Consider the following 16,007-nt stretch of genomic DNA (forward strand, 5'->3'; position numbering starts at 1 on the left):
GTAGTATTCAAGAATACCGGACATCTTGGGGAGGCCTTCATGATCAAAAAGCTGCTACAGCCATTGAGCATTTCCAGAGGGTATTTTTACGCGCTGCATCTGCTGCTGCTGATCGTGCTTACAGCGTACGCGTTTTCTTTGTTCGGCATCCGGCTCGACTTGCCGAGCCTGTTCCAGTCGGATCTGGGAACGATGACGGTGGCCCATCGGGGCTCCTCCGGCTATGCGCCGGAAAGCACGCTGGCGGCCTACCGATTGGGCGTGAAAATGAAAGCGGATTACCTCGAGATCGACGTTCAGATGACGGCGGACGGAGAGCTGATCGCCATGCACGACAAGACGGTCGATCGAACGACGAACGGCAAAGGAACGGTCGGGCGGATGACGCTGGCTCAGATTAAGGCGCTCGACGCGGGCTCGTGGTTTAACGAGAAGCATCCGATCTATGCCCGGGAGGACTACGAGAACGAGAGGGTGCCGACCATTCGCGAGATTTTCGAGGAATTCGGCAAGAACACCCGCTATATGCTGGAGACGAAGGATCCGAGTCAGCAGCCGGGCCTTGAAGAAAAGCTGTGGGCGCTTATCGAGGAATTCAATCTGGAGAAGCACGTGGCGGTTCAATCGTTCAGCGCGGCCAGCCTGAAGAAGTTTCGGGCATGGGACGAGGAGGTGCCGCTGTTTCAGCTGCTGTGGTACAATCGGCCCGCGCAAATTACGGAAAGAAAGCTGACGGAGATCGCGGCGTACGCGAGCGGCATCGGAGCGAATTTCTTAAGAATTGACGAAAGCTACGTGAAGAAGGTGAAGCAGGCGGGCCTGCTGATCTATCCTTATACGGTCAACTATCAGGTCAACATGGAGAAGGCGGTCAAGTGGGGGGTCGACGGCGTTCATACGGATTTCCCCGACCGGCTGGTAGAAGTGATCGAAGAGGTGGGCCGCTCCTCCCCGATACGGACTTGACGATCGACGGCGTACGGCGAAAGCTGCGCGGCCGGAATAACCGTTCTAGGAGCGGCCTTTGTCGGGCTTCGGCTCGAAGCTTAAACAAGGCTTGCCCGAAGAGGACAGGACGGCCAGACTGGGCAGCGTATGCGACTTGAACCCGAACGATCTGCAGCCCTTCGGAAAGTTCGGGTCCCAGGTGACATAGAAATGCCGGCACTTCATGCAATCGACGCGGCGCGTTTCGGACAATGGAATCCCTCCGTTCCTCTGTTCTACGATATGATTATACTTGCGTCGACCCCCCTCGGTCGAGAGAGGAGAAGAAGATTTGAAAATCGGAAACGGGAAAGGAATGGCCTCGGCGGCAGCGCTCCTTCTGCTGCTGGCGCTCGCCGCCTGCGGAACGGATGAAGCGGCGACGCGGCCTCAGCCCCCGGAGACGCCGGCGCAGGCTTCCGCACCTCCGGAAGCTTCGGTCGCAGAGATTCCTTCGCGACCGCCCGCCGCCTCCGGAGAGGCTGGGGAGGAAGCGCAGCCGGACGAGCCAAGAGAGACGGAGAACGGGGAGCCGGAAACGCGGGAAGAAGGCGAGACGCCCGAACCGGAGCCGGTGTCCGTTCCGAAGCGGGGAGAGTTGCCGGAAGGGTTCGTCTATCTCGACGAGCGAATTCCCGACGCCCTGTACGACATTCGCTACGCGGGCGAGAATAACTTTGTCGGGACGACGATCGACGGGTATAAGGCGCCGCTCGCGATCATGACCGAGGAAGCCGCGGAGGCGCTGAACCGGGTCAACGAAGAGGTGAAGCGGAGCGGTTACGTGCTGCTCATCTATGACGCCTATCGTCCGCAGAAAGCGGTGGATCATTTTATTCGCTGGGCGGCCGACCCGGCCGACACGGCGATGAAGGACGACTTCTACCCGAAAGTCGACAAGTCGCAGCTGTTTAAGCTCGGCTACATCGCCTCGAAGTCGGGACATTCGCGCGGAAGCACCGTCGATCTGACGCTCGCGGACATCGAGACCGGCGTTCCTGCGGATATGGGGAGCCCTTTCGATTTTTTCGGAGACATCTCCAGCCACGGGACGAAGAACATTACGGCCGAGCAGACGGCCAATCGGGAACGGCTGAAGAAGGCTATGGTGATGCACGGATTTAAACCGTATAATAAAGAGTGGTGGCACTATTCGTTAAAGGGTGAGCCTTATCCGGGCGACTATTTCGATTTTGACGTCGAATAGACGACCGGGACAGGTTTATCCTTCCGCCGGGCGGGCATTCTAATTTTATCTTTGAAGGAACGGAGGCGTTATATGTCCTTTTATACGAGTGTGGAGAGGGCGGAACCGGAAGATACGACCGAGATCATGAGATTGCTGGTGAATACGGCGGAGTGGCTGCTTCGCAAAGGTTCGACACAATGGAACTCCTTGCTGAGAGGGGAGGATTCCCACAATACGCCGGAGTCGGTCCATCGCGGTGAAGTGTACATATTCCGGAACGACCGCGATATCACGGGAATGGTCATCCTCCAGGAGGAGCCCAACGCCTGGGACCGCCATCTCTGGGGCGACAAGGCCAACGACGGCTCGGCCGTATACCTGCACCGTCTGGCGGTCAATCGCAAATATGCGGGGCGGGGCATCGGGAAAGAGATTATGCTGTGGGCCGAAACCGCAGTTCGGGAGCAGCTCCATCGGCGGCTGATCCGTCTGGATTGTCTGGCCGCCATTTCGGCGCTGAACGAATTTTACCGCAAGCTGGACTACGAATACGTGGGAGAGGGCGTCAATGCAGCGGGAACCTACAGCAAATACGAGAAGAGAGTATAGCATGACGAATCCCGACCGCAGCTTGCACGATGCGGCCGGGATTTTTTGTAGGGGGGACGCGTCCGATGGCGGCATTTGAAGGGCGGCTCCCATTTCATCCGTTATTGTCCGAATGGTTCGCCGAGACGTTCGGAGCGCCGACCGACGTGCAGAGGCAAGCCTGGCAGGCGATCGGCGAAGGCCGGCATACGCTGATCGCGGCGCCGACCGGTTCGGGCAAGACGCTGGCTGCGCTGCTGCCCTGCCTCGATCGGCTGCTGCGAGCCGAGCGGTCGACGCCCGGCGTCCGCATCTTGTATCTCACGCCGCTCAAGGCGCTCAACAACGATATTCACCATCATGCGGTCGGTTTCGTGGAGCAGCTTCGGGAGCGGGCGGAGGCGAGCGGCGCGCAGTGGCCGGGCATCCGCAGCGAAGTGCGCACGGGAGACACGAGCGCAAGCAAGCGGGCCGCCATTCTGAGACGGCCGCCGGAGCTGCTCGTGACGACTCCGGAAAGCCTGTATTTGCTGCTGACGTCGGACAAGGGCAGAGCGATTCTGGCAACGGTCGAACAGGTCATCATCGACGAGATTCACGATGTCGCTGCGGACAAGCGCGGCGCCCATTTGTCCTTGTCTCTGGAGCGGCTCGTCCGGCTGCGGGGACGGCCGGTGCAGCGGATCGGCGTATCCGCGACTCAGAACCCGCTGGAGCGAGTGGCCGCGTTTCTCGGCGGCTGGGAACCGGAGCGCGAAGAGGCGGGAGAGGAGCGGAAGCGTCAGCCCCGGCCGGTGGCGATCGTCGAGAGCCGAATGCACAAGGAGATGAGCGTCTCGATCGCGATGCCTGACCAGAGCCAGCCGGCGCCACCCGCGAGGCCGTATGGCTGCCCCTGCTTGACCGTTTGATGAAGGCGATGGAGGGCTGCCGTTCGGTCCTCATTTTCGTCAACAGCAGAAGGCTGTGCGAACGGCTTTGCCTGCGGCTGAACGACCATGTCGGCTGCGAGATGGCGCGGTCTCATCATGGCAGCATAGCCAGGGAGCGAAGACTCGAAGTCGAGCGGATGCTGAAGGAAGGCCGCCTTCGGTGCATCGTCGCGACGTCTTCGCTCGAGCTGGGCATCGACGTCGGCCACATCGATCTTGTAATCCAGCTGGATTCGCCGTTGGAGGCGTCCAGAGGCGTTCAGCGCGTCGGACGAGCCGGTCACGCCGTCGGAGAGGCGAGCCGGGGCCTGCTGCTGGCCAGACAGAAGGCGGCGCTCCCGGAGCTGGCCGTTCTCGGTCGGCTGATCGCCCGCCGCGAAATCGAGGAGATTCGCATTCCCGAGGCGCCGCTGGACGTGTTGACTCAGCAGGTCGTCGCCATGGTCGCGGCGGAGGACTGGGAGGTCGGCGATCTGCTTGATGTGATTCGGCGGAGCGACAGCTATCGGAATTACCCGCTGTCCGGACTGGAGAGCGTTCTCCGGGTGCTGTCCGGTTATTTCCCGTTCGCCAAGCCGCTGCTCGACTGGGATCGCGTCTCGAATCGGCTGACGAGGAGACGCAACACCGCGATGGCGGCGGTCACCGGCGTCGGAACGATTCCGCAGAGCGGCAACTACCCGGTCCATCATCTGGACAGCCGGGCTCATCTCGGGGAGCTTGACGAGGAGTTCATCCAGGAAAGCCGGGTAGGCGACGTCTTTCAATTGGGGACGAGCTCCTGGATGATCCGGGAAATCCGCAACGACCGGGTATACGTGGCGGAAGTCGGCAACCGGTTCAGCGAAGTTCCGTTCTGGCGCAACGAGGCGGGCAGCCGCTCGTACGAGTTGGGGGTTCGGGTCGGCGCGTTTGTCCGGGAGCTGGCGGACCTGCTGGAGCTGGACGGCGAAGCGGAGGAAAGGGCGCGGGAAGCGGCCGAAGCCGCGGGCCGGATGCTTCGCGAACGTTACGGAATGGACGGGATCGCCTCCGAGCAGCTCATCGATCTCGTCCGTTCGCAGCACCGATTCTGCGCGCTGCCGACCGATCGGCAGATCGTGATCGAGCACTATCGCGACGTGATGAATCAGACGCATGTCGTAATGCACCATTATGGCGGAAGAAAAGTGAATCGGGCCTGGCTTCTGGCGATGAAGAGGCAGTTCGAGCAGCTTCTTCCTTATCGTCTGTACGGCAACGCCAAGGATAACGGCATCGAATTCGTGCTCCCGGAATGGGATTCGTCCTGGCTGCAGACGATTCTCCAGGTGACTCCGGGCAATATCGAGCGGCTTCTGACCGAAGCCGTCTCGGATTCGCCGATGCTCGGCATCGCCTTCCGCAGAATCGCCGAGAACAGCCTGCTTTTGTCGCGCAGCTTTACCCGCACGCCGCTCTGGCAGAAGCGGCTGCGCAGCGAAGAGCTGCTCCGAAGCGCCTTGCCGTACGCGGACAGCTTTCCGTATTTGCGCGAGGCGATATCCGAATGTCTGCACGTCGACTTGGGAATCGAGCAATTAAGAGATCTGCTGACGAAGCTCGTCTCGGGGGAGATCGACATCGTCGTGAAGGAAACCGCTTATCCTTCTCCGCTGGCCGCCCAGTTCATTGCCGATTACGTAAATATGCAGGTGTACGAAGGGGACGGGCTTGACGAGACGACCCGGATGCAGCTTCTTCATATCAGCAAAGATATGGCGGCGCAAATATTCGACGCCAGCGTTCTTGGCCAAGCCGTCCATCCGGAGGTCGTCGAAGCCGAGAGCCGCAGGCTGGACGAAACCGGCCGCGCGCCGGCCAGCGCGGACGAGCTGGCGGCGCTGCTTAAGCGCAGAGGGGATCTGACCTCCAAGGAAATCGTCCGCGCGGCGGGAGAAGAGGGGCTCGGCTGGTTGAGCCGGCTGCAGGAAGAGGGCCGCGTCTCGGCGGTCGAGCTGTCGGGGGACGGCGAGTACCGCTGGATCCCCGCGGACGAGAAGGAGATCTACGCCGAGTTCCCCGAGTCGCGCCAGTCGGTTCTGTTCGTGCTGGGAAGGTACGCCGATCATGTGATCTCCTTTACGGAATCGGATTTGTGCGAGCGCTACCCGGCGCTCACGCACGCCCAGGCGCGGCGGGCGGTGGAGGAACTGCTGGAACACCGTCTGATCGAGCGGGCTCCCCACGCGGTGGACGAGTCCGAACGGCTATGGACGAGCGTGAAGGTCGCCGAGCGGCTCGTGCGGCTGTCGATCCGTCATGCGAGAAGCATGGCCGAGCCGATGGAGGCGGCCAGATGGTGCGGACAGATCGCTATGAGGCAGCACGCGCGGGAAGGCTCGCAGCTTCAGGGCAGCGAGGGGCTGCTCGCGGTGCTGGAGCGGCTGCAGGGCTTATTCCTTCCACTGTCTCATTGGGAGACGATCGTGCTTCCGACGCGCGTGGCCTCCTATCGCAAGGAATATCTCGATCAGCTGTGCGCATCCGGCGATGTGATCTGGATCGGCCGCAAGGAGGAGGGCGACAAGGAAGGGAAAGTCGCATTTTTCCTGGCGGATTCCAAGCCGCTATTCGCCGCCTTTCTGGAGGAGGCGGCCGCGAAGCCGTGCAAGCATCCGGAGCTGCTGCAGCGCGTCGAGCAGGGCGGCGCGAGCTTCCTGACCCGGCTCAGCCGCGAGGACGGCAGGACGCCCTCCGAGCTGCTGGCCGATTTGATCGATCTGGCTTGGGAAGGCCGCGTATCCAACGATCAGTTCGCGCCGCTGCGGCTGCAGATCGGGACGGCTAAGCCGAAGCAGTGGGCGAGAGCCGGATCCGGGCAAGGCCGCTGGTATGCGACGAGCTCGCTGCTCGATGAAGGCAGCGGCTCCGCGACTGCCCGCAGCGGAGCATCGGAGGCGATCTCTTCCCGACAAGACTCGCCCGTACTCGTATGGACGCATCATTTGCTTAACGTCTATGGACTGATCAACAAAGAGCTGGTCGCAAGAACGGCTCCTTATTCGTGGGACCTGTTTTACCCGACGCTGAAGAAGCTGGAGGAATGGGGGGCGCTGACGAGAGGGAGCTTCATTCGCGGAGCGGCGTCGCTTCAATTCACGACGCGGGAGCTCAGCGAGTCGATCCGCCAACCGCTGCCGGCCGCTGCGGGCTCCGGGCTGTCGATTCTGTCCTCGGCCGACCCCGCCGTTCCTTACGGCCTGCTGATGGAATGGCCGGAGGAAGGCCGCGGGGCGAGCTACTCGCGCAAGCCGGGCAACTTCCTTGTCCTGCAGGGCGACAGGTGGCTGTTCTGGATCGAAAACAACGGGAAACGGGCGTTCTCGGCCCCGGGGGCCGTCGAGGAGGCGGAGGAGTCGGAGGAGCCGGCCGAGGAACGGGCCCCCTTGCTGCTGCAGGCGTTCCATGCGATCATTCGCAGCCGCAGGCTGGTGAAGCTCAAAGTCGACGCTTGGAACGGACGGCCGATTCTGGAGACGGAGCTGGGCCGCAGTCTGCTGGCGCTCGGGGGGGAACGGGACTTGCGGTCGCTCGTGTTTTGGTCCAAATAAGGGAAGTCAGGGCGGCTTGGATCGTGTACAATAAAGGGGAGCTTTCATCCAATTTCATGGGAGAGATGGCCTTGTTGAACGAGAGCGTGCTTTGGGAGGGTAAGCCCTTCAACTTCGGGTTCCCCAGCTTTACGCATTACCGGATCACGGAGCGCAGAATCATCGTGGAGAAAGGTATTTTCACCAAGCGCCGCGAGGAGATCCAATTGTACCGCGTCCGGGATATCACCTTGAAGCGCAACCTGTTCGAGAGAATGCTGAAGATCGGGGATATTACGGTCATCTCCACGGACTCGACGGCCCCGACCTACCTGCTGCGCAACGTTCGGGACAGCGTTGCCGTATCCGATCTGCTCGGACAGGCGGCCGAGAATGCCCGGTTGAAATACAGAGCCCAGGAGCTGACCGAGATCCAGGTTCAGTAAGCGGACGAAGTCCGCCGCTGCCCCGGAGACGAGCGAACAGCGAGAAACCGCCTTGAACGCCGCGAGCGGGCGTTCCAGGCGGTTTTTGCTTGCGCTAACGAAGCTTGATCGGCTTCTTGTACAGCGGATACAGCCACTTGACCCCGCTTGGCGTCATCGTATCCGCGAGCAGATGCGAGGCGTAGCCTGCGGCGGCGACGGCGGCGACGCCTTCGATGCCAGACTGCCGCTCCAGCCCCCAGCCGATCGCTCCCCAGCCGATCAGCGCCCACAGCGTATGGGTCATTCCGCGATGCTTCAGCCACGGAACCCAGACGACGAACACGCCTAATCCGGTCAGCCAAGCCATTCCATTCAGCCAACCGAAGCAGAGCAAGGCTCCGCCGATCAAGCTGACGAGAGCGTTCCGAATGACGCCCTGTCTGGCGACGAGGCCAAGCAGGAGAACCGAAGCGGCGCAGACGGCATAAGCCGGATCGAGGGTTCCCCGATCGGCGAACCGGTAAGCGAGGCCGGCAAGCATCAGAAGCCCGGATGCGAGCGCCGCGTTCCTCAGCCATTTGGAGAGCTTGGAGATTTTGCGGCTGAGCAGGCTCGGTCCGTCGAGATCCGCGCTGAGGGCGGACAGTCCGGCGACGGAGAAATAGAGCGTCGCATGGTTCAGGCTGAACGGATAATACGCGCATGCCAGAGCGCCGATCGCGCAGCCGATGGCCAGATGTGTCGTTCCCTTCATTCTTCCCTCCGCTGACGGTCTTGTTGGAAGCCTAGACCGATAACCCCGTCATAGGCGATAGGCAAACATATGTTTGCTTTCCTATTATACAAGCCGGCAGGACGGCTGAGCAACCCCAATGTTGCCAGGTTTAGCAAACAATCAACAAGCGGCCTTGCAGGAATCGTCCCAGTTGCCGGCGGAGCCCCGACGGTCACCGCGAACAAAGGCCAACTCGCGCCAACCACCAGCCCTCGCCAACACAGGCCAACGAACCCCTATACACTCCAACGCACTCCAACTCGCGCCAACCACCAACCCTCGCCAACATACGCCAGTCCAGGCCAACACACGCCAACCCCGGCCAGCCCACTAACGTAACGGTTGCCAGCGCCGCTAATTGTGCCATTTTCGCAGTACGGAGATTGTAACGGTTGCGGCAGCGGCTATTTCCGCCGAAACCGCGCCGTTTCGCTCGATAACCCCCAAATAAGCGCGGTGGCAACCGTTAGCTTTTCCTTTTTCGGGAAAACGATCGATTAAGCGCCACTGCAACCGTTAAACGTTGCCGACAGGAAGCGCCTTCGATCGCATACTATCGGTCGCATACCATCGACCGTATGCCACCGATCACATAGGACAACGGCTTAACCTGACGACATTGCCCTTCCCCCACCCCCGGGCAGAAGGCCCGGACGGACCGATCAGTTGAATCTCCCCTTGTATTTGCCCGTATTGCGAATATGGATCTTCACCGTAATTTTCCGGATGCAGTCCGGGCCGAGCATCATTTTTTGATTCTTTTTCAGTTCGTGCCACTTTTTGGGCTGTTTCCGGTAGAGCGTCTGCTCCAGCTTAAGCACATCGACGTTTTTCGCCAAGCCGCTCCGGAAGCTGTTCATAATCTCGTCGCGGACGACCTCTTCTCCTAGCCGCTCCAGCTTCTCCATGCTCGCGTTGGCGAACAGCTCGTCTACCGTCGCGTCCAATCTCAGACTTAATTCGAATACGGCCCGTCCGCCGATCACCTCGCTCTCGACGCTGTAGTCCGGATTGATCAAGATGAGACTGGCCACCGGTTTGCCTTCGGCAGGCACCCGGATGAGAGAGCGATTCAATTCGCCTTGCGTCCATCTCGTTCCGGAGAGCTCGTCCTCCGGCAGCCAGGCGACCGCCTTTTTATCATGGAAGAAATAAGCGCCGTCGATCGTCAGCATCGGCTGCTTCTTCCGGTCTTCCTGCCATACCTTCCGGTTAATCGCAATAGACGGCACCATGGCGGCTTGGGCCGGCTCGTTGATTTCCGCGATAATCCGGTTGCTGGTCTTGGGCATAATATACGAGCGCTGTTTGAACGTCGGCTCCGGGCTGAACAGGATCGTATCGAGCGGCGACAGGTTAAATACCGATTTCTGGATAAAGAGGTCGGGCAGCTTCTCCTTCGTTCCGTAGACGAGAATGTTGTAGCGAATTTCCCCGAACCGGTTGATCGAGCTGTAAATATCCTCGACGCCTCTTCTTAAAATTCTGTCGGTGCAGACGATCGTCTTGACGTGTCCCCAGAAAACCCGCATCTGGGAGGTCGCATAGATGGAGGAAAGCGACTCGCTCAGCGTCGTGCCTTTGCCCTGGGCCACCCAGACCGGCAGCAGCTTGCCGATCTCCATCGATTCGTTCCGGCCGACATTGCCGAAGTTCAGAAACTGAACGTAAGTGATAAACTCCCCGTTCTCGTAATCCACTCCGATCGCGGTGGCGTAGTCCATCGTCTGAATATCGTTGGAGTTCCAGCAGCCCGGAAGCGCCAGAAGCAGCAGACCGGCCGCCGCGATTTTCAGCAGCGCTCGTTTCATTTCTCGTCACCGTAGTGATCCGGATCGACCGGGTGAATCACTCCCGGCCGGGTTTTAATTTTGGCCCAGGGCACCCGCAGGTAGGAGACGGCCAAATTTTTGACGTTTAGCGGCGACATCGGCGCCAGGTACGGAACCCCGAACGAGTGCAGCCTAGACAGATAGGCGACGAACAGGATCAGAGACAGAATCAGGCCGTACATGCCGATGAACGCCGAGACGAGGAAGATCGAGAAACGGATGATGCTCACGATGGTGCTCAGCGACTGGTTGACGAGCGTGACGGAAGTGACGGCGGTAATGCCTCCGACGACGACGACGGAGGGGGAGACCAGTCCGGCCCGGATGGAGGCGTCGCCAATAATCAAGCCTCCGACAACCGTCAGCGTCTGTCCGATCGGACTCGGCAGGCGAACGCCGGCTTCCCGGAAGATCTCGATCAGCATAAGCAGAATGAACATCTCGATCTGGGCCGACATCGGCAATCCGAGGCGCGCTCCGGCGACCGTCGCCATCATCCGGAACGGAATTTGATCCTGATGGAAAGCGACGAGAGCCACCCACAGGCCCGGCAGCGAGATCGAGAGGAAGAGGCTGACGATGCGAACGACTCGGGCGAAGGAGATATAGGTGTAGTTAAAGTGAACGTCCTCCGGCGACTTCATCAGCAGAGACAAGCCTGCGGGGCCGATCAGAATCATCGGGATCCCGTCGACGATCAGAATGAACCGTCCGGCCAGCAGGCTGCTCACGACGTAATCCGGTCTGCCGGTCGTTGTGAATACCGGGAACACCGCGTACTTGGAATCGGCAAGCATCTCCTCGAGCTGGTTAATGCTGTACAACCCGTCAATGTCAATGGCGGACAGCCTCTTCTTGACTTCCCTCAAAATTTCCGGCGACAAAATATCCTTGAAATAGATTAATCCGACCTTCGTTTTCGTTCTTCGGCCCAGCGTGTACGTCTCGTAATTCAGACTTGCGCTCCGGATGCGCTTGCGGATTAAAGCGACGTTCACGACGAGATCTTCGGTGAACCCGTCCTTCGGACCCTTGATCGAGATTTCGGTGCTCGATTCTTCGGGAGAGCGGCCCGGCCGGTTGCAGATGTTCATCTTGTACAGGCGCCCGTTGGAGGGGAACAAGATCAGCGTGTCGCCCTGGAACAGAAATTCCGCCAGCTGTTCCGCGGTGTCCTCCGCTTGGAGAGCGATGAGCGGAAGGGCGCCCTGATATCCGCTGTCTGCCGAGCCGAAGCCTCCCCGTTCATAGGACTTTTCAAGCTCCGGCAAAATGATTTGTCCCAGCTGAATCGTATCCGTCAGCCCTTCGGCATAGATCAGAACCACCTCCGAATCGGGACTGTCGGCAAGCATGCACGGCATAATCTGTATATCCGACGATTGGGCGAATATATCCTTCAGCGTATCCAGCTTCCAATGGGGCGAAGCTTTCGTTTTCCTTCTCATGCGGCTCCTCCTCTGGGCGATCTGGCGAACCACGATATGGACATCCAGCAGACGGACAGGGTAAACGCGACGGCAAGCGATATCGGGAAGTAATAGCGGTACATCCATAAGTAGAAGGCGTATTCGTTAATCGGGAATACGGCCAGCGCGACGTAACTGAGGGCGATGAGCATCAGGATCCGGTTCCTCATCTCGCTGCGGCGGATGCGAAGCAGATCGAGCACGAGGAAGAGGGACAAGCTGACTCGCACGCAAGCGCCGGCCAGCCACTGATAGATGGAGAAGAAGTCGACATGCTCCACATAGGTGCCGAGCTTGACCAGCCGCCACTGCTCATACGGAGAGACGACCTGCTTCGCGGCTTCGCCGGGTCCGAATTCCGTAATGGCACCGATCGTCGGCCCCAGCGTGATATAGATCAGGATGGCGGCATACACGATAAGGCCCCACGGCTTGACCTTGCTTTTCAGGTGCTGCTGCATGGCGACCAGAGTGACCAGCTCGATGAAACCGCCTCCCGCATAGAGCATGCCGTGCAGAACCGGGGGGAAGCCGAATTCCATGAACGGCTGAAGCAGGGTGAAATCCTTCTGCGGATTGTTCGAGATGCTCACGAAGAAGCCCAGCAGGACGACTACCGGCAGCAAAATGCCGGACATGATCGCGATAACGCGAATGCCCCAGGCCGCGTAGAGAGCGCATAGACCGGTCAAGATCAGCGCCAGCAGCAGCTTGGGCGTACCCGGAAGATAATTGTTGATCGTCCAGGTCGACGAATGGACGACCGTCATCGCTCCGATCAAGTAGAGCTGGATGCAGAGCGGGATCGTCAGCGCCCAGGCGACGATCGGATGCGTTCTCTCCGACAGCCAGTCGTACAGGGAGATAGACCCCGTTTTTCTTATAAAAAACGCAAGCAGGAGGCACCACAGAAGGAACGGCAGTCCGGCGGCGATGACGGCGATCCAGGCGTCGCGTCCCGACGCGTCCAGAAGCATCGGATTGACGATGACGTGGTTCGTTAAGCCGTTCGTCAGCAGCAGTATCGTGCATGCCTGAAAAAAGTTGATCGTTCTGCTCGGACCTCTCAAATCAAAACCACCTAAGCCTCGGTTATGTCGCAACGGGGTTATTATGCGCGTAGCGGCCGATTTCTATGTCGGAGCGTTCCTCGGCTGCCGGAAACCGGAAGGAGCCGCCGGAATTTATGAAAATTTTTTAATCGACAAATTAACAATTAATCTTCGCATATAGAATGACAAGCTTTTCATCCGCATATATGTACAATCAAACCGATAACTGCAAGCTGTCCTCATCACTTATTACGGAAGAGGTGTATCCGAATGCGTAGGGAAACCATTCGCAAGTGGGTCGCGTATCTCGTAATCGCGGCATGGACGACGACGGCGGGGATCAGCTGCCTGGCGACGAACGCCAATCGGACGGACGCCAATACAAGCCTGGCTGCGCCTGCCTTGAACTGGCCGGTCGGCAGCCGCGGCGCGTTCCCGTTTCCTGCAGCGGCGGAAACGAAGGAACCCGAGCCGGCGTTCGAGGCTGCCGGTGACGAATCGCAAGCGGGCATAAGGCCGACGTCCTTCGAGACGGCCGCCGTGCTCGAACGTTTCCAGACGGCGGCAGCCCCCGCCGCCATGCAAGAAATCGCCAAAAATCCCGATCAGGAAGTACATATCGCATCGCCTGTCCAACCTCGCACGCAGTTGTACGAGGTGACCGCCTACTATTTGAATGTCAGGGTCAACGGGTATTCGAAATCGAAAATCAAGACAGTAGTGGAAAAAGGCACCCGCCTGGAGATTGTCTCCCGAACCGCCGAAGGCTGGCTGAGAATTAAAGGCGGAGGGTACGTGCACGGAGATTACGCGAAGCCCGTAAGCGAGGAACGGGAGGCAGCGGCCGCCGCCGAGGTGACAGCGTCGCAGACCGAGACAGCGTTGCAGACCGAGACAGCGTCTCAGGCCGAGCCGCCGGCTGCGGATATGCAGGCGGCAGCGTGGGCGGAGGAGGAGAAGCCGCCCGCTCCCGGTCAGCCGACCTCCAAGGTAGAGACGGAGTCCGGACTGACGGAGGAGGACATCGCCCTCATTTTCAAGGGGACGGAGCTGGCCGGTCACGGATTGGAGGAGACGATTCTGGAGGTCGAGGAGAAGTACGGCATTAACGCCTTGTTCACGATCGCCGTCATGAAGCTGGAGAGCGGCAACGGCAGCAGCAGACTGGCCAAAAGCAAAAACAATTTGTTCGGGCTGAACGCGACCGGTCCGGACCCTCACCGCAAGGCGTTCGCCTTCGAGACGAAGGGGGACAGCGTCAAGAAGTTTGGCCAGCTGCTGGCCGACAAGTATGTGGGGAAAGGCTATACGACGATCGAGAAGATCGGCACCAAATATTGTCCGGCCAATTCCAAGTGGCCCAGCCTCGTCAAAAACATAATGAAGCGGGACTACAAGAAGCTGAACGTTATTTGAACCAGCCTTTCTCGTTGAATCTCTTGATCGCTTCGACCCGGTTGCTGACGTTCAGCTTGTCCAGAATAACGGAAATATAGTTGCGGATCGTGCCGGTTGTCAGAAACAGCTCGCTGGCGATTTCCTTCGTGTTTTTGCCGTCGGCGATCAGCCCCAGCACTTCCTTCTCGCGGTCGGTCAGCGGATTTCCGCTATCCTCGCGGTAGGCGTCGTCGACCAGCTCGGGCGCGTAGACGCGGCGGCCCGCCAGCACGCTGCGAATCGTGCTCGCCAGCTCTTCGCTCGGACTGTCCTTGAGCAGATAGCCGCCGACGCCGGCTTTAATGGCGCGCTCGAAATAGCCGGTGCGGGCGAACGTCGTCAGGATGATCACCTTGCAGCCGGAATCCTTCAGCTGCTCGGCGGCCTCGAGGCCGCTGATGCCGGGCATCTCGATATCCATCACGCAGATGTCGGGCTTCAGCCGGCGGACGAGTTCGACCGCCGTCGCCCCGTCGGAAGCCTTGCCGACGACCTGCATGTCTTCCTCCAGGTCGAGCAGGGAGCCCAGAGCGCCCAGCAGCATGCGTTGATCCTCGGCGATGACGATTGATATCATTGCGATTCCTCCTTGAGGGGCTGCCGCGAGATTTGCGGAATGGTCGCGACGATGGTCGTACCGTCGCCCGTGTCGATGCCCAGAGTTCCGTTGACGAATTCGAGCCGCTCCTTCATGCCCTGCAGGCCGTGACCTTTCCTGAAGTTCAGAAGCTCGGGCCGGCTGGAGCCGTTGTCGTGGACTTTCATGACGACCTCCGTGCCGCTCTGGCTTAAGCTGACCGTGCAAGCCGTAGCTTCGCTGTGCTTCACGACGTTGTTGACGGCTTCCTTCAGGCACATGCTGAGCACGTTTTCGGCAAGCAGGGAAACGCCTCGCAGCGCGGGACTTCCCTCCAGCTTGAATTCGATCTGGGCCGCAAGCAGAATTTGCCGAATTCTCTCCAATTCGTCTTCCAGCCGGGTGCCTCTCATTTCCGAGACGAGCAGCCGGACTTCCTGCAGCGCCGTTCTGGCCGTATGCTGCACGTCCTTGATCTCCGCCCGCGCGCGCTGGGGGTCGCCGGCGATCAGCCGGTGCGCCAGATCGCTCTTGAGCCCGATCAGCGACAGCTTCTGGCCGAGCGTGTCGTGCAGGTCGCGGGCGATGCGCTGCCGCTCCTCCAGCTTGACGAGCTCGGAGATGCGCTGGTTGGCGTCCTTGAGCTGCTCCTGGAGCGCGCCTTGCTTGTTGCGGTTGTAGCTGCCGAGGGGGAGCAGAATGACGCCAAGCAGACTGATCAGAATAAAGGGCGTCTGCGTAATAAAAAACTTGTCCTGCATAATGAAGCCGACGTTGACGGCGATCAGGGTCGTGGCGATATGAATCGTATAAAGCGTAATGAAGCCGGCCTTGTTTTGGACGTTGCCGATAAAAAAAGCGAGAAAGAACGCGAAATACACGTAGCTGAACAGCAGCGTCATCGCGATCGAGACGGCAATCTGCACGCCGATCCCAACGTAAACCGGCCAACCTTTGGCGCTTAAGGTTAGCCGGTAGCAGAAGAAGAACAGAAGGATCATCAGAATGCCCGCGGCGATCTCGATTTCCGAAGAGGCTCGAAAGATAAAATAAAAAGGCAAAACGCAGAACATCAGCCAGACGTAAGGGCTGATTCCGGTCGTCTTCGGAAAGATTTGGAATCGCCTGAGTTTCCTGTACATTCGCGAACTCTCCTATTGTCGTCAATAGCCCTCTTACGGTTATTCTAC

At 59.6% G+C, this 16,007-nt stretch carries 14 protein-coding genes; 7 read left to right on the plus strand and 7 right to left on the minus strand.

Annotated elements, in window-relative coordinates:
- Positions 1-39: 39 nt before the first annotated feature.
- Complete coding sequence (locus tag ACFO3S_RS23510) at positions 40-966, plus strand: glycerophosphodiester phosphodiesterase (RefSeq protein ID WP_378101019.1); 927 nt, start codon at positions 40-42, stop codon at positions 964-966.
- A gap of 45 nt (positions 967-1,011) precedes the next feature.
- Here ACFO3S_RS23510 and ACFO3S_RS23515 read toward each other — a convergent pair whose 3' ends face one another.
- Positions 1,012-1,200, minus strand: a complete 189-nt coding sequence (locus ACFO3S_RS23515) for a uracil-DNA glycosylase (protein WP_378101021.1) — start codon at positions 1,198-1,200, stop codon at positions 1,012-1,014.
- A gap of 79 nt (positions 1,201-1,279) precedes the next feature.
- Here ACFO3S_RS23515 and ACFO3S_RS23520 point away from each other — a divergent pair, with 79 nt between their 5' ends.
- The 5 genes from ACFO3S_RS23520 (at position 1,280) to ACFO3S_RS23540 (ending at position 7,693) form a co-directional block, all read left to right on the plus strand.
- Positions 1,280-2,194 (plus strand): M15 family metallopeptidase, encoded by a 915-nt coding sequence (locus ACFO3S_RS23520; RefSeq protein ID WP_378101022.1) that lies wholly within the window; start codon positions 1,280-1,282, stop codon positions 2,192-2,194.
- A gap of 72 nt (positions 2,195-2,266) precedes the next feature.
- Entirely contained in the window at positions 2,267-2,785 is a 519-nt protein-coding gene (locus ACFO3S_RS23525) for a GNAT family N-acetyltransferase (RefSeq protein WP_378101024.1), read from the plus strand.
- A gap of 65 nt (positions 2,786-2,850) precedes the next feature.
- Positions 2,851-3,675 carry a DEAD/DEAH box helicase gene (locus ACFO3S_RS23530; RefSeq protein ID WP_378101026.1) on the plus strand — a complete coding sequence of 275 codons (825 nt, stop codon included), beginning with the start codon at positions 2,851-2,853 and terminating at the stop codon, positions 3,673-3,675.
- The gene (locus tag ACFO3S_RS23535) at positions 3,675-7,268 is read left to right on the plus strand and encodes an Lhr family ATP-dependent helicase (RefSeq protein ID WP_378101028.1); all 3,594 of its coding nucleotides are present in this window, start codon (positions 3,675-3,677) and stop codon (positions 7,266-7,268) included. The genes ACFO3S_RS23530 and ACFO3S_RS23535 overlap by 1 nt, the downstream gene beginning before the upstream one ends.
- A 23-nt stretch (positions 7,269-7,291) precedes the next feature.
- Positions 7,292-7,693 carry a PH domain-containing protein gene (locus ACFO3S_RS23540; protein ID WP_378101030.1) on the plus strand — a complete coding sequence of 134 codons (402 nt, stop codon included), beginning with the start codon at positions 7,292-7,294 and terminating at the stop codon, positions 7,691-7,693.
- A 94-nt stretch (positions 7,694-7,787) separates the two neighbouring features.
- Here ACFO3S_RS23540 and ACFO3S_RS23545 read toward each other — a convergent pair whose 3' ends face one another.
- The 4 genes from ACFO3S_RS23545 to ACFO3S_RS23560 form a co-directional block, all read right to left on the minus strand.
- Positions 7,788-8,429 carry a metal-dependent hydrolase gene (locus ACFO3S_RS23545; RefSeq protein WP_378101032.1) on the minus strand — a complete coding sequence of 214 codons (642 nt, stop codon included), beginning with the start codon at positions 8,427-8,429 and terminating at the stop codon, positions 7,788-7,790.
- Between the two features lie 683 nt (positions 8,430-9,112).
- On the minus strand, positions 9,113-10,261 hold the full coding sequence (locus tag ACFO3S_RS23550; protein WP_378101034.1) for a Ger(x)C family spore germination protein: 1,149 nt from the start codon (positions 10,259-10,261) through the stop codon (positions 9,113-9,115).
- Positions 10,258-11,730, minus strand: coding sequence for a spore germination protein (locus ACFO3S_RS23555; RefSeq protein WP_378101036.1), 1,473 nt, complete (start codon positions 11,728-11,730; stop codon positions 10,258-10,260). Before ACFO3S_RS23555 ends, ACFO3S_RS23550 begins: the two co-directional genes overlap by 4 nt.
- Entirely contained in the window at positions 11,727-12,821 is a 1,095-nt protein-coding gene (locus ACFO3S_RS23560) for an endospore germination permease (protein WP_378101038.1), read from the minus strand. The genes ACFO3S_RS23555 and ACFO3S_RS23560 overlap by 4 nt, the downstream gene beginning before the upstream one ends.
- Before the next feature lie 252 nt (positions 12,822-13,073).
- On the opposite strand from ACFO3S_RS23560, the gene ACFO3S_RS23565 reads away from it, so the two are divergent.
- Complete coding sequence (locus ACFO3S_RS23565) at positions 13,074-14,219, plus strand: glucosaminidase domain-containing protein (protein WP_378101040.1); 1,146 nt, start codon at positions 13,074-13,076, stop codon at positions 14,217-14,219.
- On the opposite strand, the gene ACFO3S_RS23570 is transcribed toward ACFO3S_RS23565, so the two are convergent.
- Both ACFO3S_RS23570 and ACFO3S_RS23575 read right to left on the minus strand, forming a co-directional pair.
- Positions 14,212-14,817, minus strand: a complete 606-nt coding sequence (locus ACFO3S_RS23570) for a response regulator (protein WP_378101042.1) — start codon at positions 14,815-14,817, stop codon at positions 14,212-14,214. The two genes, ACFO3S_RS23565 and ACFO3S_RS23570, sit on opposite strands and share 8 nt — an antisense overlap.
- Positions 14,814-15,959 (minus strand): sensor histidine kinase, encoded by a 1,146-nt coding sequence (locus tag ACFO3S_RS23575; RefSeq protein ID WP_378101044.1) that lies wholly within the window; start codon positions 15,957-15,959, stop codon positions 14,814-14,816. Before ACFO3S_RS23575 ends, ACFO3S_RS23570 begins: the two co-directional genes overlap by 4 nt.
- Positions 15,960-16,007: the final 48 nt, after the last annotated feature.

It is taken from the genome of Cohnella hongkongensis (assembly GCF_042654645.1).
GTDB classification, from domain to species: Bacteria; Bacillota; Bacilli; order Paenibacillales; family Paenibacillaceae; genus Cohnella; species Cohnella hongkongensis.